Raw genomic sequence first — 18,380 nt, 5'->3', positions numbered from 1 at the left:
GCTAGCTTTTGGACAATAAAAAAATTGAAGAAAAGACTCCATAATGGGCTTTTACTTCAATCTGAGATTAGGTTTTTCAACCTTTACTTTATTTGCCTAATTTGTTTTTTGCGGCATCTGCAAGTGCAGTGAAGCCTGCTGCGTCACTAACGGCTAAGTCAGCAAGCATTTTACGATTGACTTCGATCTCCGCTAATTTCAAACCATGCATGAGTTGGGAATAAGATAAACCATTCATACGTGCTGCTGCATTGATACGCGTAATCCATAGTTTGCGGAAGTCACGTTTTTTCTGACGACGGTCACGGTATGCATAGTAGTAAGAATTCATTACTTGTTCTTTTGCTGTACGGAACAAGATATGTTTTGCACCATAGTAACCTTTAGCTAATTTAAGTACACGTTTACGACGTTTACGTGAAACAACGCCACCTTTTACACGAGCCATTTATATTTCCTCCAAATAATTCTTATCAATCTAGTAACTGTTTAGCTGGATCTTTTATTTAAGACCAGTAAGCATTGCTTTAATGCGTTTGAAATCGCCTGCGCTCACCATTGAAGCTTTACGAAGGTGACGACGTTGTTTTTTCGTTTTTCCGTGGAAACGGTGTGATGTAAACGCGCGGAAGCGTTTTAATCCGCCAGAACCTGTACGTTTAAAACGTTTAGCTGATGCGCGGTGTGTTTTTTGTTTTGGCATTTTAATATTCTCCTCTTAACATGATAGATAAATTGACAATTATTTCTTGTCAGGAATAGGTGCGAGCTGCATAAACATTTGACGGCCATCCATTTTTGCTCTTTGCTCGATTATCGCAATATCCTGGGTTGCTTCTGCAAATTCCGCCAAAACCTTGGCACCAATCTCTTTGTGAGTAATCATCCGTCCTTTGAAACGAATAGAAACCTTAACCTTATTTCCCTTTTCGAGGAATTTACGGCCATTCCGAAGTTTCGTCTCAAAATCACCCTTATCAATCACGGGACTAAGACGGACTTCTTTTACCGTCACAACGCTTTGTTTTTTACGTTGTTCTTTTTGTTTCTTTTGGTACTCAAATTTGAACTTACCATAGTCCATGAGTTTGGCAACTGGAGGCGTAGCTTGCGGTTGGATTAAAACCAAATCAACATTTGAAGCATCTGCTAAGCTTTGTGCTTCAGATAATGGCTTAATGCCTAATTGCTCACCTTCGAGACCAACTAGACGAAGTTCACGTACGCGAATTTCATCATTAATGAATAGATCTTTTTTAGCTATGATCTTCACCTCTTTATTTTTTTAGAGAAAAACAAATTCGGGCCTGAAAAATCAAGCCCGAAACACATAATATCCACAATGGATCTTGACATGTAGGGCCAGACAACACAGAGTCGTAAGGCGAGAAGCTCTCGCTTCTGCTTTTCTCATTAGTACTAGTCTAACATATCTAACAAGACCTGTCAATGATTTTTTCTGCTTTTTCTTGAATAAAGGCAATCACACCTTGAATATCAATACCAGTTGTATCAAAATGAATGGCATCGGCAGCTGGTTTTAAGGGGGACAAGGCCCGGTGACTGTCCTTATAGTCTCTGGCCTCAATTTCTTTTTTCAAGGTTTCTAAGTCTGTCGCAATTCCTTTTGCAAGATTTTCCTTGTAGCGGCGTTCTGCACGTTCCTTGGCTGAAGCCACCAGAAAAATTTTCAGCTCAGCGTCTGGTAAAACGACCGTGCCAATATCGCGGCCATCCATGATGATGGCACCTGCTTTAGCAATTCGCCGTTGCTGCGCAACAAGCTCTGCTCGAATTTCTGGAAGTGCAGAGACCCAGGACACGTTGTTCGTGACATCATTTTGCCGAATGGCAGAGGTAACCTCTTGGTCTCCTAAGAAGACCAGCTGTGAGCCATCCGCAGCCTTAGCAAAGGAAATCGGGTGACTTGCGAGCTCCTTTAGGATGAGCTGTACATCAGCAGCTTGGTAATGATGTTGCAAAGCAATGTAAGTTGCGCAACGGTACATAGCTCCAGTGTCTAAATAGGTGTAGCCAAGATTTTTGGCAATAATCTTGGCAACGGTACTTTTGCCACTAGAAGCGGGTCCGTCAATAGCAATGCGAATGGCTTTCATGATTTTCCTTATCTAATTAATATAAACGCTGTCGCCAGGGTTGGCATACCAGTAACCCTGCGTCATATGATCTGGATTTAACTGCTGCAATTGGCTGACAGAAATGCCAGCCCGACCAGCAATTGCTGCTACTCCTTCACCTGGTAACACTTGGATTGTTTGGCCTTTTTGTTCACTAGAGCTTGAAGGTGCTGTACTAGATGAACTAGATGGCTGTGTTTCTTTTGCCTTGGATGAGGAGGTCTTGGTACTTGAGGCTTTGCTTGCTTTTGGCTTTGCCTTTTTTGATGCGTGTCGACGTGACCGATGTCTTGAGGTGTGCTTGGTGGCTGTTTTGGACGTTTGGGCTCCATAAAAACCACCTGTCTCTGAGTCCTTATTGCCACCACTATTAGAAGTGTAGAAAAACACAAACAAAATGGCAACAATAATCACAAAGAAAACACTTAATAACCCTGTCAACCAGGGCGTGCTTAGTACTGTTTTGGCATGCTTCTTTGAACGCGTTTCTGCTTGATCGTTCACAATTTTTTCTTCCCATGGTTCTTTAGCCATGTGCTTCCCCCTTGTTAAATTATCGACTTCATATTAAAATAATAGTATGAAAGTATCGATCATTCCTGAAAAATGTATTGCTTGTGGGCTTTGCCAGACTTATTCCTCACGCTTTGACTATCATGACGATGGTATTGTCAAATTTGCTCATTCTGATGAACTTGTTCAGACGATTGATGACAATGATCAAGAAACACTCAAGGCTGTCAAAACCTGCCCAACCAAAGCTCTTACCCTCCTGTAAGAGCTTTTTTATCATTCTTATAGGCTTCAAAGTAGTCTAAATTGACAAAATTATCAACCAAGATAACTTCTCCTTTAAAGTGAGAATTAATAGCCAAATCATCCAAAAAATATTTTTTAGGCCATTTTCTCATATAAAAGAGGTAGGTCTTATCGTTAATAAACAAACGAATAGTGGATTTGCTTACTTCGATTTTTGAAATATCAGAAATTAACACACGGTGTGGGCCCCAAATTTTAAAGGATACAATGCGTAGGATGCCATTAGGCTCAATTGTAAAATACCGATGCAGGCCTATGCCAACCAAAATGATAAACAGGGCAAATAACACAAAAACGCGGCTGGGAATTTCCGTTCTTTCATAAAGTAAGGATAGACCAAGGAAAATTGGGGCAAAAGCAATTGACCAGTAGATAATGGAAAAGGATAATTCCGGTTGCCAATGATACCTAATCTTACCAAAAAGTTTAATCAAATCGTTTCACCTCGTTTCTTTGCTTCTAGCAGGTAGCATGCTTACTGCTTTTGGACTATGCCAAGAATGACATCAACTGCTTTAGTCATTGTCTCTAGGCTGACATATTCAAAGCGCCCGTGCATGTTTTCGCCCCCTGCAAAAAGATTAGGGGTCGGAATCCCCATAAATGAGATTTTAGAGCCATCTGTACCTCCGCGAATGGGCTCAATCACTGGGGTGATGCCAGCTTCTTCCATAACGGTTTTAGCTAGCGTGATCGGTGTCATATCTTTTTTGATCACCTGCTTCATGTTATAGTACTGGTCTTTTAGGGTGATGAGAACACGCTTTGCACCTAGTTCGTTGTTCATTTTGTCAGCGATAGCCTGAACCAATGCTTTACGCTTGGTGAAACTTTCATCCTCAAAATCACGGATAATATACGATGCTTTAGCTTGATCAACCGTGCCAGAAAGTTCAGCAAGATGGTAAAACCCTTGGTAACCTTCGGTTTTTTCTGGGCGGTCAGCTTCTGGTAGCTGGGCATGGAAATCCATGGCTAACTGCAAGGCATTAATCATTTGATTTTTTGCTGTCCCTGGATGGACATTGCGCCCCATGAAATGGGCCTCTAATCCTGCGGCACTAAAGGTTTCGTATTGCAGCTCACCGAGTGGTCCGCCGTCTACAGTGTAGGCAAAGTCAACGGCAAAATCAGTGACGTCAAACTTATCTGCACCGACACCAATTTCTTCGTCAGGGCCAAAGGCTACCTTAATCTCACAGTGCTCAATGTGGGGATTTTGAATCAAATACTCAACTGCTGTCATGATTTCAGCAATGCCTGACTTATCATCAGCCCCTAAGAGCGTGGTCCCATCGGTTGTAATCAAGGTTTGACCATGGTACTTTGTAAGGTTAGGAAATTCTTTGGGGTCAAGAACATAACCTGACTTTCCTAAAGAAATGGCGCTACCATCATAGTCCGAAATGACTTGAGGATTTATGTTTTCAGCATTAAAATCAGCGGTATCCATATGGGCGATAAAGCCGATTTTGTGTTTAAAACGAGAATGACTGGCAGGTAGGGTGCCAATAAGGTAGCCATTTAGGGGATTGTAGTGTACATCTTGTAAGCCAATGGCTTCCATCTCGGGCTGCAAGACATCCAAGGCAAAGGCCACTTGGCTGTGCGTACTTGGTGTTGTTAAACTGGTCGCATCGCTGCGAGTATTTACTTTTACATAGGTTAAAAAACGCTCTAGTAGCTTATCATAAGTCATAATTCACCTCAATAATTTCCAATTCTATTATAGCATAAACCTTTTTAAAAAAACTGACTGGTATCAGTTTTTTCCTTGTTTACAGTTATATAGTTTTAGAGAAAACATTAGTATGTTTTGTTCACAACTGCTGCGACTAATCAGCTTTGGCTGATGGGACAGATTTGCTTAAGTTTAGTAAACAAGTCTAGCCTGCTGCCTTATTTTACTCTGTGTGATCTTTAAACAAAACTGATACCAAATGCTGCGCTGTCTGCGACCAAGTGAAATGCTCTTTGACGCGCTGTTGTAAATTTTCCTGCAGGCTTTGGCGTTTGGCAGGCTGGGCTACTAAATCTTCCAGGGCACTTTGTAGGGCCTGTTGATTTTCTTCAATAATAAGCCCAAGGTCCGCATTGGTGATGACCTCTACCGTTCCACCGCGGTCAGTAGCAATCACGGCACAGCCTAATAAGCCAGCTTCTAAAATCGAAGTGGGCAAACCTTCTGGGTACATGGATGGATAGGTAAAAATATCAGTCTGGGCTAGAAGAGACATGGTCTCGTCATAATTCAATTTTCCTAAAAAATGAATCTGTGGACTTTGGTAACGGGCTTTTAACTCGGCCAAAATCGGACCATCACCAGCAATTTGGAGCTGAACAGAGTCTGGAAATCTTGCGGTTGTAAACGCTTGAAGCAGCATTTCAACGCCCTTTTCTCTGAGGATGCGGCCGGCATAGGTGATAAAGAGGGTACCGTCTGGCTTCTCTTTGTAGGTTGCTTGCCCAAACTGCGCCAGCAAATTATCTGCGACCGAATTGTAAATAACCCCATCAGCTTGGATGTTGAAGTGTTTGAGCCAATCGGCGCTCCTTTGCGATACGGCAAAAAAGCTAGGCTTATAGGCCTTGACGCGTCTGGTTAAGGCATGCTCATAGAGTGCACCAAAGCTATCCAAAAGCTTGTTATTTACTGTAAAGTGGCTACTACCATGATCAAGGACTAAGGCTGGTACTTGTTTTGTTTTGGCATAATCAAGTCCGATGAGTGTGGTAAGCTGAAAGCGGGTATTGCAGATGACATAGTCTACTGATTCTGCTAATAGGCGAGTATACAGGTCTTGGAAAGTCTTATTTTTGGCCAACAACGGATAACGTTGCTTAAATAGCGATTGGCTCGGCAGTCGGTAAATTTTGCGGCCTTGATTGACTTCGTAGTCGGGTAAGTTAGCATGATTACTGGTGACAATAATGATCTGATAGCCTAGCTTGACTAACTCGAGGGATAATTTGTCCGTGTAGCGTTCGATTCCCCCTAAAAATGGCAGAAAATAACCTGAGAAAAACACGATTGTCTTAGTCTTGTTCATCTTGATTTACCTCCATCTGCAGACCATCACGCAGGCCTTTGGCCATGGCTGTTATTTTGGCCCATTTATCCTCTTCAAATAAAAGCACCCGTAAGAATTCATCACGAATATAGACATATAAGCCCTTGGTCAACTGCCTGTCGTATTTTTTCTTAAGATAGATGGTATTGCGCACCATATAGTATTTACGAAAGGCGGAATGGTTATAAATATAGCGTTTTTTGCCTAAGAAATAAACTTGTCTAGCATGACCGATTTCATGGTCAAATCCAATGAATGCTATTTTATAGGTGTAATAGCCCAGCTGGCTATAGTGAAAATTCAAGTCAAAATCAACAAGATCAATAAACATCTTGTCATCAAAGCCCTTGCTTTGGGCAAAGATAGCAGTATTCATAAAAGCTGCTGAGGTAATGCATTTATCAACGATTTCATATTCTACCTCAGGTATTTGGATTGCTTCTTTATTAATGTCTTGAAACAAACAAGTGAGGATGCCTGCCTTAGGCAAATCAATGTAGGGTAAGTAAGAAGCAATTAAGTGAGGTTTCACTACGGTGTCTTGGTCAAGGGTTAAAAACCAGTCATATTGTTTGGAAACAGCATAGGATCCGATCTGATTTAAAGCTGCGGCAATCCCTCGATTTTCGTGCAAGGGAATCAGTGCAAGCTCTGGAAAACGGTCCTTAATTTGTTGGAAATTGGTTGACCCATTATCAACGATTAACACCTGATCAACCTGAGGTAGAATAGCTTGAACATTTGCTGCCAAGCGATCCATATCGGGATTAAAGGTAACAATACCTGCTAAAGTTTTTATCATTTTTTCTCACGTCTCATATCTGAAAACAAGCTTAACACGGGAGTTTTCATTACTATTATCATAATGGCATAAATCAAGACACCCACCATAGCTTGTAGGGCATAATTGAGGATGCTTACCGGCATGTGTGTATCCATTAGATGGAGGACAAAGGCCACTACCGCTGCGGCAATGCTATAGCGCAAAAGGCCACGGGTCAATTCTTGGAAGGTAAAGACATCTTTGAGGGATAAAGCCTGATAAGCAGACACCACCAATTCGGTCACGACTGTTGAAATGACCGCTCCCATCGCTCCTAACAAAGGAATCAACAATAGGTTCAAAATAACATTGCAAATCAAACCTGCCACAGCCGATAAGGTGTAGGCCGTCTGCCTACGCGAGGCGAGTAAAAATTGAGTGCCTAAGGCATTGCCATAGGAAATAAAAATAATCATTAGGGACTGCACCGCCATTAGAGGGCCAACTGGTTCATAGCCTTTCCCGAAAAAGAAGACGGCAAAACTAGAAGAAACTCCAATAACACCGCCAATCATCAACATAGAAAGGGCATTACTGAGATCAACTAATTTTAACAGCAAACGCTTGGCCTCATCGACTCTGTCCATGGAAAACAAACTGGATAAGCGCGGCAAAAAGACACCGCCAATAGCTGTTACAATGGTGAATAAAATGCGGATTAATTTATCAGATTGGTCAAAATAGCCCGCTGAAACGACCCCGTCTAAGGCCCCGAGCATATTTTTATTTAAAGAAAGATAGATCTGCATAGTGATCTGGGGCAAAAAAAGCATTAAGGTTGGCTTGAGGTGCTTAAAGATTTCCAATTGCTTAAAGGGAATCCAGATGACTTCCTTTCTTAAAAAGGGCCAAACTGTCAGATTACCTAACAACATCGAAAAAGAAATCAAAAAGATATACAGGCCTAAGTCTTGCCGGCTCTTAATCAGGACAAAGGTTAAAATGACGGTCGTTACCTTAACAAAGGTATTACGAACGACGATTTTTTTAAAATCTTCAACGCCGATAAAATACCAGGAAATATCAGTTAGGGTGGCTAATAAATTAATACCATTGAGCAAATAATAGATTTGCCAATCCTTTGACATAAAAACAAAGCCTAAAAAGAGTACAGAAGCAATCCCTACAGAAACAAACTTAAGAAAGACCAGTTCCCAAAAAACTTTACTTCTTTTGTACTTATTTCGCTGGACAAAGGCAATTTCGCGGTTCCCATATAGGGAAATCCCAAGGGCACCAATCAAGGTAAAATAAGTGACAATAGCACTAGTATAGGAATTAATCCCCACACCTACAGGTGTCAAGACACGTGAGACATAGGGCACGGTAAATAGGGGAATAATTAGTGTTAAGATTTGATAAGTCGTATTATAAAGAATATTTTTAATTAATTTCATGACTACCTCAAAATCAAGCTAATCACCGTATCAAACAACAACAAACCATTTGATACCAGGATGAGCCCCAACAAGAAAAGCGGCACAAGGCGCCTTGCTGCTTGGTTTAGGCGACTAGCGGTACTAGCAGCAAAAACTTGCAGCGTTAATAAGGTCGGGGTGAAATAGCGCCCTTGCACACCTTCGATGTAGCTTGTTCTGGCACCATTATAGTCTAGCATGATAAAAAATACTCCAAACACACCTAAGAAGAAAAAGGCAAGATAGGTCAAGCCAACCGAACGGCTCGCAATGAATTTTTCTTCTGAGAATAAAACGGCAAAAATCAATAAGTACCAAACGGCCGATACCCAGGTTGGAATATAGTTGAAACTAGGGTAAGGCGCTGCCAACCAGGAGGTAATGTCATTGCTTAGTAAATCCGTTCCAGCATAATTATAGCCAAAAGTCATCAAATAGCGACGAATCACAATAAAGGGGCCACCGTGCGGCAGTGTTACGATCACAAAACCAGCAAGTAAGAGGGCTAGGATTCCTAAACGCAGCCACCACTTGCTCTTGACATAGGCAGTGTACTGACTTAATTGTTGACGATAGGCTTGTGCTTGTGGATAGTCACAGTTTAGTAAGACCACAGGAATTAGCAGCAACAACAACCAATAATTTTGTTTACAGCCAAGCAGTGTCAAGAGTGTAACAAGTAAAAAAGCAATCAGACGTCGCTTGGTGATTTGCCGATCAACCAAGGTATTAATCTGTAATGCCATGAGCCAGGCAACAATTACAAAACCGGTCGCATCATAAGACAGACTAGCAAAGGCATTCAAAGCAACCGGACTCAAAAAGACAGCAAAGTAAATCAAGTGCCCTTTTTTGAGTGACTTTATAATCAACGTCAAGGCAGTAATTGCCATCAAGGAGGTGAACAAGCGAGCAACCGTAATCATCACTCCCATTGAAGGATAGATGAGCCGCCCTAGTCGTAAACCAATAGCCGGGATAACATGTCCCCAATAGACAAAATTAAATTTAGAATAGTTCACTTCGCGAGGGGCTTCTTGCCAGGAAATAAATTTGGCTCGGTTTAAATAGTATTTCTCAAATCGTGTCCCATCCTTATACGAATCTTGTTGAGACACCATGCCAGAAATAATATCCAATTCTCCATAACGAGAAGTATCAATAACGGTATTGCCAATACGACCAGAAACAGCCAAATGATATTGGCCGTCAGGTTCATTAAAAAATGGCATCAACAAGCTAAACACAAAGGTAATGGTTAAGCCAAGCACAAAAAAGGTCTTATAAATTGTTTTTGGCGAGAAAAATTCTGTTATTCTGTTCAAGACTGATGATTGCATGTCAACCCCATTATTTTTTAAAGATAAAGATTAGGTCGCGAATGCGATTTGAAAACGTATCGTAATACTCTCCTTCAAAACACATTTGCTGCAAGGTTTTCCACAAATGCCGTGACCTTGCATTCTCTAAGCGCTGCTGGTAAAAGTGATAATACTGTGTTATGCGGGCTTCTTTTTTTGATTGCTTCTCATGTAAGACAGCTTTAGCAATGGTAAAGTAGCCAAGGACAAGGTTTAATTCATAGATTTGCCTAGCGTGAGTGCTATGAATATTTAATAAATGGCCACTGGCATTGCCACCATGGCGCCTGTGCAAACCTACTGCTTGGTTAAGATTATAGCCTGTTCCTAAAAGTCCGGCAATTCCTGTGGTTAAATTATCATGGGAAACAACCAAGTCCTTTGAGTAATGCTTTATGATTGTTTTTAGAAAGGAATGGCGCATACAAAAGGTCCAGCCCTGCCGGTAATTATGATAGGTGTAATCAAGTGGGTACTTAGAAAGTAGGGCCTGACTGTCTGCAAATTGATAATTGTGTGGGACAGTGGCCGCATCACCAATCGTTTCAATATCAATATCCGCGCTAAGTAAATCAATCTGCGGATGCTTTTGCATCATTTGAACTTGGAGTTGATTTTTATCAGCATACCAAGTATCGTCTTGATCACTAAAAAAAATATAATCTACATCTAATTCAGTGGCATCACTCATGAGTTGCCGAAAATTTAAGCGCCAGCCCAGATTTTTCGAATTGCGAGTAATAGACCAACCCGTGAGCTGATGACGCGTGATATAGTCTGTGACCAATGCCACTGTCTGATCAGTCGAGCCATCATCTCGCATGAGAACATAATCTGGTTGTAAGGTTTGGCGACGTATAGAATCCAATTGACTTAAAATAAAGGCTTGGCCATTATAGGTAGCCATTAGAACTGCTGTTTTTACCATAGGTGATTTATTCCTCAAAGCTAGCGACGGTTTGCTTGAGCCCATCTTCTAAGGTGATGTGGCGTCGCCAACCAAGTGCTTCTAGTTTGCTTGTGCTTAGGCGTGTTCGGCCCATTTTGCTGTAGGCTGCATTTTCGGTTTTTGGAATGTCAAAGACAACTTGTAGGTGTTTTTCAGCAAAAAGGGTGACCAATAATTGTGCCAAGTCTCGGATCATAATTGGCTGATCTTCATTAGCGACGTTATAAGCTTGCGCAATGTCGCCATTTAAAAGAATCAAAAAGAGTGCTGTGGTGGCATCGCTTAAATAACAAAAAGCTCGTTCGGCACTGCCGTCACTTTTTAAAACAATATCCTCAGCCTGCACAATGTTATTAATCAAATCGCTCATAATACGACCATCATTGGCAATTTCCATACCTGGTCCATACACATGGGCTAAGCGAGCAATGGTAAATGGCACCTGAAATTGATCATAATAAGCTCTTAACAGGCTTTCTGCTGCTCGTTTGCTTTCTGGATAACAAGCCCGGCTGGCTAAGATGTCAAAGGCACCATATGCCTCTTCATTGATTGTTTCAGAGATGGCCTTGCCATAAATTTCACGCGTAGACAAGAATAAGAAATTTTTCACGTGTTTGGCTTTGGCGAATTCCAATAAATTGAGTGTGCCTAGGGTATTGGCTTTAATGATACCTACTGGATCTGACAAGATGTAGCGAGGACTGGCGTTACTAGCTGCATGAATCACATAATCAACTGGACCAGCATAGGTCAAAGGCTCGTTAACATCATGCGCTAGCAATTGAAAATAGTCCTTCTCCAGCAAATCCTTAAAACGTAATTTCGCCTTTGGCAGATTTCTTGCGGTGGCCACTATCTGGACTTGCAGTCCCTTGTGCTCATTCAAAAAGGCCAGTGTATAAATCATGTAGGTCGCTAGCATACTGTTAGCCCCTGTTAATAGGACTGTCTGATTAGCTAAGCTTTGCCAGGCAATGGCCTGATCAGCAGTGATCTGAGCCAAGTCTCTTTGGACGCTTGGCTGGCTGTAGTGTATTGTTTTAGAATCCATAAATCTGTGCATTTTCCTTTGCGTCAAACAAGGCCTTGAACGTATAAAAATCATCAGGTGTCGTAATCTTGATATTTTCATACGGTCCTTCTACGATCGTCAGCTTTTTATTGTACATACCCATGAGGGTGCTTGAGTCAATAGCATTAGTAATGCCTTTAGCAATAGCATCACGCTGGACTGCTAAAATATCCTTGAGATAAAAGCTCTGGGGAGCCTTAGCAATGTAAGAACGCGTCCGATCAACGACCTCTTCAATTTCTTTTTTCTGATTGATTAAAACAACTGTTTCTTTAGCGGCAACTGAAGTGATGGCTGAGCCTGTTTCTTTTACAGACTGTATATTAGCTGATAAGAGGTCTTCATTGATTAAAGGGCGTACGCCGTCATGTATCAAGACAATGTCGTCTTCTCCTTTGGCTATTGCCTCAGCCGCCTCAAGACCATTAAAGATTGACAGCTGGCCTGTTTCACCACCTGGAACAACTTGTTTAACCTTTTTAAGGTTAAACTTATCTACCAAGTCATTCATAAAGTCCAACCATTCTTTAATACAGACTACAATAGTGGCATCAATCTCTGAATTATTTTCAAAAATTTCCAGTGTATGAACAATAATGGGTTTACCATGGACTTCCAAGAATTGTTTGGGACGCCCTTTTGAATTCATCCGGCTTCCGACGCCACCAGCAAAAATTATTCCAATATTCATACTAAGTTTCCTTCCAATACCATGTATAATAACTATGATTTTCACGCTTGTTTTCAGGAGGTAATTCCATGTAGTTCTCACCATAGAGTTGCCGCAAATAAGCATGAGCGTTTTTTATTTTACGCGCCTTAACGTTTTCAAATAGGACATCTTCGTATTCGGTGAAAATCTCTTTTGGGAAACATTCTTTCAGGCGATAACGCGAATCAGTATAGCCAATATAGGGGACATCCTGCTGATTATAGCTTGCCATTATGCGATCAACCCGCTCTGCTTGCTGTTTTGCCTGGCCATGGTATTTCAAAAAGCGAGGCAGGCCCAAAATTAAACGCGCATTGGCATAAAGTTTTCGTGAGCCACTTGCAAAGTTTGGATAAGTAGTACACATGAGGTTTGTGGCAGCTGAATGGACTTTTTTAAAGAAAGCTTGACGTTCTTTTGGACTTTCAGGTAAACGGTCCATCGGAAAAATATCAATAAAAATACCAGTCCAAGGATGAATGCGATCTGTCTTGCTGACATACATTGATTTGGTATGATACAGTTTAGCAAACGGCCATAAATTGCGCTCGAGCGAATGGTGTAATAACCGATAATCTTGATTTTTACTGTGTGCAAGGATGGCCATGAGGCGCTCATACTGGTCACGTTCTAGCATGAGATCAATATCATCATCCCAGGGAATAAAGCCTTGATGGCGTATTGCCCCAAGCAAACTTCCACCTCCTAGGGAGTATTCGATGCCATGCTCGCGTGCGATGGAATCAATATAAGAAAGCATTTCAAGTTGAACTTTTCTTATTTCTTCGACTGACATTTTTTTCATTACATTCCTCTTTAGCCCTGATTTAATTCTTTACATTGGTATTGGTGCACAGACAGATGCTGCTGGATTATTTTTTGATGATATAGTAGATAAGCACAAGGTAGAATAAGCTTACTGCTCCTACAAAAATAATAATAAGAGTGACTGGACTAATCTGTTTTTTAGGTTTGGACTGTTTTTGTGTGATCAAAATGGCATTGTATTCCTCAGAACCATATGCCATATCCACAATCGAACCATTGACCCGGTAGTTGGTCTCTTGGGCCTTTGCGATGGAATCATCATTCACCTGAAAATAAATCGGCTTTCCTTGGTTGACACTGGTATTTTTATGTACTGGCCATAAAAAGTACTGTCGCTGATTTGAAAAGCCTCTTAGTTTGTACAGGGCCTTGTTAGCTTTTGTTTGATTTTTGGCATCATATGCCCAAATCCGGTCATTGATAGGAATGGTCTTGGTTTGACCATCAGTATAGGTTGTACGATTGGATTGAAAAGCCAGGGCTTTTTGACTGTGGGGTGCCTGCATAAATTGCTTCACATTCAAATTAGTGTTGACCCATTGCCCTTGGCCTTTTGAGCTTGTTGCTAGTAGATATACTTTTTTCTTATGGATTTTACCTACTAAAAAACTCGGACCACTAACTGGGTTATTACTATCATCATGGGTAACAAAATTAATACCGTAGGACTCTACTTGAGGTGTGATGCGATAACCCTTAGCATCCTCAATAAACAGGCCTTGTTTTGAATAAGCACTATAAACATCGAGATTTTGCGTTTTTGGTGTCATTTCACCATTATCAGATTCAATGATTACTGGTAACTGATAATTGACACGGCCTGAGACATGCCCCTTAATCTCTAAGGTTCTTACGGACTGGTCAATATTAGAAAAAGTGAGCTTATCAATAGAGCCTAACTTTGTTGCGTAGGTGGTTAAATCCTTGCTTAGTTTCTTTTGCTCAATAGCACTTGCACCTGATTGATCAGCAGTGAGCTGAATATGACCATCTATAAGCGTGGGGCTATTTTTGACCGCAACAATTTCTCCCTCTTGAATAGTGGTCCGTAATTTTGGTTCTACAACCTTAGTGTAAGGAAGATTGGTCTTATCAACCACAAAGTTCGGCGAAACCCTTACCACGATTTGATCGCTCTGTATCGGAATCTGATAGGTTACTTCTTGTCCATACTCCTTACTGATATTTTCTTCTTGCTGTTCAAGTAAGACCGGCGCCTGATCCTTTATTGTATTTCCTAAATAAACTGTTGCTCCGTCTTTAACATTAAGGGCTTTAAAGCTTTTGCGGATAGCTGTATCTTGGAAGATTGTAAAGCCCTTCTCAACGTGACCGACAGCTCGTCCTTTTTTATTGGTAAATTTATAATGGGTGTTATTAGGGTTTTTAAGCAGTACTTCACTTTTTAAGCCATTGACGTATGTCAGGTAACTTTTATTATGCTGAAAAAGTAAGGTGACAATTTTTTCGGCATCAGCCTGACTATTTTGGATATTGTTACCAAACCGGTATTGGCCCATTGCAACCTGATCATGGGAAACCTGATAGTCTTTTTTTACAGTCTCAAAAGTAAAGTGGGAAAAGTCATTTGGAGCAAATTTCCCGCTTTTGATTTTGCGCAAAGCTGTTTCATAATTGAGTGCATAAATATGAACACCATAGCGGGGCTCATTATCATAAATAAAATAAGCTGAAACATCAACTTTGGGATAATGCTGCGCTGCCTTTTTTGAATGAGAGCAAGCCGACATAACCATTACAACTGCCATTGCCAGGGTCAAGAAAACATACTGTTTCTTCATTGATTCTTTTCCTTTAATTCCTTTTCTTCGAGTTCTTTTTTCACTAATGAAATTTCTTGAATCAAACGCTTAATCTGTTCATCACGCTTGGTATTACTGCTTATGTCGAATAATTCTAAGAAAAATAAGAATAAGATGGCACCAAAGAGTAAGAAATTCATGGTTAAGGCAAAACCAAGTCGGTGAGCCACAAAGGAAACAACACCTGGAAAGACACTGATAAAGACTAATGAAATCCCCACTAATAACCAGGGCAAGGAGCGTTTGACCGAAAAAGTATTTCTATTAACCATACGAACAATCATGTACAGTAATAGCACTGCCAGCAGGAACATTTCAATTTGTAGGGTTAAACTCATCTAGGCATCCTCCTTTAAAAACCCTGCTATAATAATTGAGGTTAAAACATCTGTCATGTAAAAAATAGCTTTTAGGCTGCTAATGCTTGAGACACCGGCTTCTCTTTCAAACATATTGGCAGGCACTTCCTTTAAGCGAAAGCCCTTTTTCAAGAGTCTGGTGGTTGATTCTGGTTCAGGATATTGTACTGGGTAGTGGTCAGCAAAATAAGCAATCACCGTCTTATTGGCTGCGCGATAGCCACTTGTTGTGTCATAGACGCGCTTGCCTGTTGTTAACTTGATTGCATTTGAGATGAGGTTGATGCCTACACGCCGCATAACAGTCGATTGAAAATTTTCGAGTGTCTTATTCACAAACCGAGACCCAATGACAAAGTCGGCCTGATTAGCCAAAATAGGCTGAACCACATTTTGAATACTACGAATATCATGCTGGCCATCTCCATCAAATTGGACGGCAACATCATAATCTTGGCGTTGGGCATAAATGTAACCGGTTTGAACACCACCGCCAATACCTAAATTTTGGACGAGATCAATATGATTAAAGCCATGCTTATCTAAAATAAGCCCAGTATTATCTTTAGAACCGTCATTTATAACCACATAATCTAACTCAAATGGCAAAACAGTCGTTGAACGATAGGCTTCAATGGTTCGAACTGTTTTTTCAATGCTTCCTTCTTCATTATAGGCAGGAATAATTAATAATACTTTTTTCATTTTGTTCTCGCATTATAAAGATTTGTTAGGAGTAATAACCGAAAAACAATGATATGTTTCCATTGATTTTTGGTGTAGCGATGCTTGATGAGCCGTCTAAGCCGTTCTCTAAACGGCTGCTGATCAAAATCCACATAGTCTGCTAAAAGCTGATGCTTCTCAGGCGTAAGCTCTGTCGCATAATCATCAATGATATGTTGGGCCTGCACTTGGGATTGATGAATTAAGTGCCAGTAACGGGTAAAGAGTTTTTTAGGGCCCTGGCGAAATAACTTAAAACGCTTGTCTAAGGTTCGTGCACCCAGCACATTATTGGCATGCTGACGGTATAATTCACCAGGCTGATCAATATAAATTAACTTTCCAAGGGCCGTTGCTAGAAGCGCCAAATACCAATCATGCATAATAAGGCCATCATAGCGGGTCCATTTTTGCGCCAAGGCATGGTTAATTGCCGAAACTCCACCTGTAACAGCGTTTTCTGTTAGCTCTTGGACCAGTTTAGTATTAGGATGGGCTGATTGTGAGCGAATCATGCTTTCGTTCAAAACATTGAGGTCTTGATCAACCACTTTAAGATCCATATAAACCATCACAGGCAACTGCGCAGGCTGATTTGTAAAAGCGCTGAGCTGAGTCTCAAGCTTGTCTTTTAACCAAACATCATCTTGATCACTAAAACAGTAAATGTCCGCTTGATCATACTTTAACAAGGTGTAAAAATTTTTAATGACCCCAAAGTTTTGCCGATCATCACGATTAATAAACTGAATTCTTGAATCTTGTGCTTCAAAGGCCTTAATGATCTCGGGGGTTTGATCAGTCGAGCCATCATCTCGAATCAACAGCTTCCAATCTGTCACTGTCTGATTTTGAATGCTTTGAATTTGTTGCGCTAGGTAAGCTTCACCATTGTAGGTGGACATCAAAATATTAATTTTCATCTAAAAATAAAGCCTCGTAGGCTGCGACTATCTTTTCCCAAGTATAAGTCTGAGCCATGTGTTGTTTTGCTTGCCTGCCTAAGTCTTCAAAGGTCTCTTGTTTATCAACGCTGTCAATCAGCTGCGCTAATTCCTGGTTTTTCTTGGTCCAATACAGGGCTGTTTTCTGGGCGACCGATTGATTAAAAGGGACGTCTAAAACTAAATTTAAATCGGTATGGGCAAGTGCTTCAAGTAAGCCAGGATTAGTTCCTCCGACCTCATGTCCATGAATATAGGCAAAGGCATTTTGCCGAATGTAGCTCAAGAGTGCCTTGTCATAGACAGTGCCAACAAACTTAATCCGAGCATCCTGAGTAAAGCCGGTGGCATGTTTCAATTCAGTGACATAGGAATTCCCTTGGTAATTGCAAATAAGGACTAAATCACGTGAGGTATCACTGGCCATAAACTCCCGAATCAGTGTTTCATAGTTGTTTTCAGGCACAAAACGACCAACAACTAAGTAGTAACCTTTTTCAGTAATGCCGTGTTTTTGAAAATAGCTGCGAACCTGATCACTTTGAGCGGTTAAGCTAGATTGGGTCAGATCTGTACCATAGGCAATAAAGGTTGTCTGTGACCATGGGTAGACTTTCTGGATATAATCAGCAATCCCCTGATTATCTGAAATGATCATATCTGCGGCTTTAGTCATTTGTTTTTCAGCATATTTTAAGTACCGTTGTACCGGCTTTGACCATTTTGCCCGCTTCCATTCTAGACCATCAGGATTGACAAAAAGTTTGCCTTGCATCTGATGGATTTTTTTAGCAAAGGGCTTAATAAAGGCACCTATGGTATTTCCTAAAACATATACGATTGGCTGTGAGATGTGATGTTGCCGACAATAGTCTAAGGCATAGCCGATAGCCATCATATCATACAGAATAACACGCGCTGCTCCAACTTGAGGCGGATTAATGAAAAAGCAATCAACACCCAAGTAGGTGTCATGTCGCTTGTGCTTTGTATCTGATAAACAGGCAACATGATAGCAGATTTTATCAGACTTTCGATGAGAGACTAGCTCTTCAACAAATGTTTCAAAACCCCCATAGTTTGCAGGCAGTCCTCGACTACCTATGATAAAAACATGCTGCATGTCAATAAGCCCCATTCTAGAAATAATCCATGTTATTATAACATAAAGCAAGGGCAAAAGCGATAAAAAACCAATGCAAAGCGCCTCAGATAGACTGATTTACACCCCTTATAGCCCTTCTAACTAACAAGAGTGTCTAGAATAGCTTAAAAGCTGGCGATTAGCTTAGCGATGCAAGGTAGGCGCTAGCGTTTTCTTATAAAGCAAACGC

The 18,380-nt window shown here is 40.9% G+C and carries 21 protein-coding genes and 1 other annotated feature; of the genes, 1 reads left to right on the top strand and 20 read right to left on the bottom strand.

Annotated elements, in window-relative coordinates; all coding sequences use genetic code 11:
• Nucleotides 1-88 precede the first annotated feature (88 nt).
• From rplT to K5J94_RS06135, 5 genes are all read right to left on the bottom strand, one after another.
• Nucleotides 89-448: a 50S ribosomal protein L20 gene (gene rplT / locus K5J94_RS06155; RefSeq protein ID WP_159545708.1), complete on the bottom strand. Its 360-nt coding sequence runs from the start codon at nt 446-448 to the stop codon at nt 89-91.
• A 54-nt stretch (nt 449-502) separates the two neighbouring features.
• Nucleotides 503-703 carry a 50S ribosomal protein L35 gene (gene rpmI, locus K5J94_RS06150; RefSeq protein WP_159545710.1) on the bottom strand — a complete coding sequence of 67 codons (201 nt, stop codon included), beginning with the start codon at nt 701-703 and terminating at the stop codon, nt 503-505.
• Between the two features lie 39 nt (nt 704-742).
• Nucleotides 743-1,273, bottom strand: coding sequence for a translation initiation factor IF-3 (infC, locus tag K5J94_RS06145; protein ID WP_159545712.1), 531 nt, complete (start codon nt 1,271-1,273; stop codon nt 743-745).
• A 14-nt stretch (nt 1,274-1,287) separates the two neighbouring features.
• Nucleotides 1,288-1,413, bottom strand: a sequence feature (ribosomal protein L20 leader region).
• Nucleotides 1,414-1,433: 20 nt separating this feature from the next.
• On the bottom strand, nt 1,434-2,117 hold the full coding sequence (gene cmk, locus K5J94_RS06140) for a (d)CMP kinase (protein WP_221912636.1): 684 nt from the start codon (nt 2,115-2,117) through the stop codon (nt 1,434-1,436).
• A 12-nt stretch (nt 2,118-2,129) separates the two neighbouring features.
• A complete protein-coding gene (locus tag K5J94_RS06135; RefSeq protein WP_159545716.1) occupies nt 2,130-2,672 on the bottom strand; it encodes an SAG1386/EF1546 family surface-associated protein in 543 nt (180 codons plus the stop codon).
• A gap of 46 nt (nt 2,673-2,718) precedes the next feature.
• On the opposite strand from K5J94_RS06135, the gene K5J94_RS06130 reads away from it, so the two are divergent.
• Entirely contained in the window at nt 2,719-2,916 is a 198-nt protein-coding gene (locus K5J94_RS06130) for a ferredoxin (protein ID WP_159545718.1), read from the top strand.
• Here K5J94_RS06130 and K5J94_RS06125 read toward each other — a convergent pair.
• The 15 genes from K5J94_RS06125 to cps2T form a co-directional block, all read right to left on the bottom strand.
• Nucleotides 2,903-3,391, bottom strand: a complete 489-nt coding sequence (locus K5J94_RS06125) for an EbsA family protein (RefSeq protein WP_159545720.1) — start codon at nt 3,389-3,391, stop codon at nt 2,903-2,905. The two genes, K5J94_RS06130 and K5J94_RS06125, sit on opposite strands and share 14 nt — an antisense overlap.
• A gap of 41 nt (nt 3,392-3,432) precedes the next feature.
• Entirely contained in the window at nt 3,433-4,656 is a 1,224-nt protein-coding gene (gene pepT / locus K5J94_RS06120; protein WP_221912635.1) for a peptidase T, read from the bottom strand.
• A 205-nt stretch (nt 4,657-4,861) separates the two neighbouring features.
• Nucleotides 4,862-6,007 (bottom strand): glycosyltransferase family 4 protein, encoded by a 1,146-nt coding sequence (locus K5J94_RS06115; RefSeq protein WP_159564615.1) that lies wholly within the window; start codon nt 6,005-6,007, stop codon nt 4,862-4,864.
• Nucleotides 5,994-6,827, bottom strand: coding sequence for a glycosyltransferase (locus K5J94_RS06110; protein ID WP_159560475.1), 834 nt, complete (start codon nt 6,825-6,827; stop codon nt 5,994-5,996). Before K5J94_RS06110 ends, K5J94_RS06115 begins: the two co-directional genes overlap by 14 nt.
• A complete protein-coding gene (locus K5J94_RS06105; RefSeq protein ID WP_159545726.1) occupies nt 6,827-8,248 on the bottom strand; it encodes an oligosaccharide flippase family protein in 1,422 nt (473 codons plus the stop codon). Before K5J94_RS06105 ends, K5J94_RS06110 begins: the two co-directional genes overlap by 1 nt.
• Before the next feature lie 2 nt (nt 8,249-8,250).
• Nucleotides 8,251-9,609: a DUF2142 domain-containing protein gene (locus tag K5J94_RS06100; protein ID WP_221912634.1), complete on the bottom strand. Its 1,359-nt coding sequence runs from the start codon at nt 9,607-9,609 to the stop codon at nt 8,251-8,253.
• Nucleotides 9,610-9,619: 10 nt separating this feature from the next.
• Entirely contained in the window at nt 9,620-10,558 is a 939-nt protein-coding gene (locus tag K5J94_RS06095; RefSeq protein ID WP_221912633.1) for a glycosyltransferase, read from the bottom strand.
• Nucleotides 10,559-10,565: 7 nt separating this feature from the next.
• A complete protein-coding gene (locus K5J94_RS06090; protein ID WP_221912632.1) occupies nt 10,566-11,633 on the bottom strand; it encodes an NAD-dependent epimerase/dehydratase family protein in 1,068 nt (355 codons plus the stop codon).
• Nucleotides 11,623-12,345: an IspD/TarI family cytidylyltransferase gene (locus K5J94_RS06085; protein ID WP_159545734.1), complete on the bottom strand. Its 723-nt coding sequence runs from the start codon at nt 12,343-12,345 to the stop codon at nt 11,623-11,625. Before K5J94_RS06085 ends, K5J94_RS06090 begins: the two co-directional genes overlap by 11 nt.
• A gap of 1 nt (nt 12,346) precedes the next feature.
• On the bottom strand, nt 12,347-13,171 hold the full coding sequence (locus K5J94_RS06080; RefSeq protein ID WP_159549550.1) for a LicD family protein: 825 nt from the start codon (nt 13,169-13,171) through the stop codon (nt 12,347-12,349).
• A 67-nt stretch (nt 13,172-13,238) separates the two neighbouring features.
• Nucleotides 13,239-14,996, bottom strand: coding sequence for a hypothetical protein (locus K5J94_RS06075; protein WP_221912631.1), 1,758 nt, complete (start codon nt 14,994-14,996; stop codon nt 13,239-13,241).
• Nucleotides 14,993-15,355, bottom strand: coding sequence for a DUF2304 domain-containing protein (locus K5J94_RS06070; protein ID WP_159545740.1), 363 nt, complete (start codon nt 15,353-15,355; stop codon nt 14,993-14,995). Before K5J94_RS06070 ends, K5J94_RS06075 begins: the two co-directional genes overlap by 4 nt.
• Entirely contained in the window at nt 15,356-16,081 is a 726-nt protein-coding gene (locus K5J94_RS06065) for a glycosyltransferase family 2 protein (RefSeq protein WP_159545742.1), read from the bottom strand.
• Nucleotides 16,078-17,025 carry a glycosyltransferase family 2 protein gene (locus K5J94_RS06060; RefSeq protein ID WP_159564605.1) on the bottom strand — a complete coding sequence of 316 codons (948 nt, stop codon included), beginning with the start codon at nt 17,023-17,025 and terminating at the stop codon, nt 16,078-16,080. The genes K5J94_RS06065 and K5J94_RS06060 overlap by 4 nt, the downstream gene beginning before the upstream one ends.
• Nucleotides 17,015-18,169: a beta 1-4 rhamnosyltransferase Cps2T gene (gene cps2T / locus K5J94_RS06055; RefSeq protein ID WP_221913789.1), complete on the bottom strand. Its 1,155-nt coding sequence runs from the start codon at nt 18,167-18,169 to the stop codon at nt 17,015-17,017. Before cps2T ends, K5J94_RS06060 begins: the two co-directional genes overlap by 11 nt.
• Nucleotides 18,170-18,380: the final 211 nt, after the last annotated feature.

This window comes from Streptococcus halichoeri (assembly GCF_019774635.1).
In the GTDB taxonomy this organism is placed as follows: Bacteria; Bacillota; Bacilli; order Lactobacillales; family Streptococcaceae; genus Streptococcus; species Streptococcus halichoeri.
This window is presented reverse-complemented; position numbering and strand designations above follow the sequence as displayed.

Coding starts and splice junctions, on each gene's coding strand:
- rplT (WP_159545708.1), bottom strand. CDS start 448: ATGGCTCGTGTAAAAGGTGGCGTTGTTTCACGTAAACGTCGTAAACGT.
- rpmI (WP_159545710.1), bottom strand. CDS start 703: ATGCCAAAACAAAAAACACACCGCGCATCAGCTAAACGTTTTAAACGT.
- cmk (WP_221912636.1), bottom strand. CDS start 2,117: ATGAAAGCCATTCGCATTGCTATTGACGGACCCGCTTCTAGTGGCAAA.
- K5J94_RS06135 (WP_159545716.1), bottom strand. CDS start 2,672: ATGGCTAAAGAACCATGGGAAGAAAAAATTGTGAACGATCAAGCAGAA.
- K5J94_RS06130 (WP_159545718.1), top strand. CDS start 2,719: ATGAAAGTATCGATCATTCCTGAAAAATGTATTGCTTGTGGGCTTTGC.
- pepT (WP_221912635.1), bottom strand. CDS start 4,656: ATGACTTATGATAAGCTACTAGAGCGTTTTTTAACCTATGTAAAAGTA.
- K5J94_RS06115 (WP_159564615.1), bottom strand. CDS start 6,007: ATGAACAAGACTAAGACAATCGTGTTTTTCTCAGGTTATTTTCTGCCA.
- K5J94_RS06105 (WP_159545726.1), bottom strand. CDS start 8,248: ATGAAATTAATTAAAAATATTCTTTATAATACGACTTATCAAATCTTA.
- K5J94_RS06100 (WP_221912634.1), bottom strand. CDS start 9,609: ATGCAATCATCAGTCTTGAACAGAATAACAGAATTTTTCTCGCCAAAA.
- K5J94_RS06095 (WP_221912633.1), bottom strand. CDS start 10,558: ATGGTAAAAACAGCAGTTCTAATGGCTACCTATAATGGCCAAGCCTTT.
- K5J94_RS06090 (WP_221912632.1), bottom strand. CDS start 11,633: ATGGATTCTAAAACAATACACTACAGCCAGCCAAGCGTCCAAAGAGAC.
- K5J94_RS06085 (WP_159545734.1), bottom strand. CDS start 12,345: ATGAATATTGGAATAATTTTTGCTGGTGGCGTCGGAAGCCGGATGAAT.
- K5J94_RS06080 (WP_159549550.1), bottom strand. CDS start 13,171: ATGAAAAAAATGTCAGTCGAAGAAATAAGAAAAGTTCAACTTGAAATG.
- K5J94_RS06075 (WP_221912631.1), bottom strand. CDS start 14,996: ATGAAGAAACAGTATGTTTTCTTGACCCTGGCAATGGCAGTTGTAATG.
- K5J94_RS06070 (WP_159545740.1), bottom strand. CDS start 15,355: ATGAGTTTAACCCTACAAATTGAAATGTTCCTGCTGGCAGTGCTATTA.
- K5J94_RS06065 (WP_159545742.1), bottom strand. CDS start 16,081: ATGAAAAAAGTATTATTAATTATTCCTGCCTATAATGAAGAAGGAAGC.
- K5J94_RS06060 (WP_159564605.1), bottom strand. CDS start 17,025: ATGAAAATTAATATTTTGATGTCCACCTACAATGGTGAAGCTTACCTA.
- cps2T (WP_221913789.1), bottom strand. CDS start 18,169: ATGCAGCATGTTTTTATCATAGGTAGTCGAGGACTGCCTGCAAACTAT.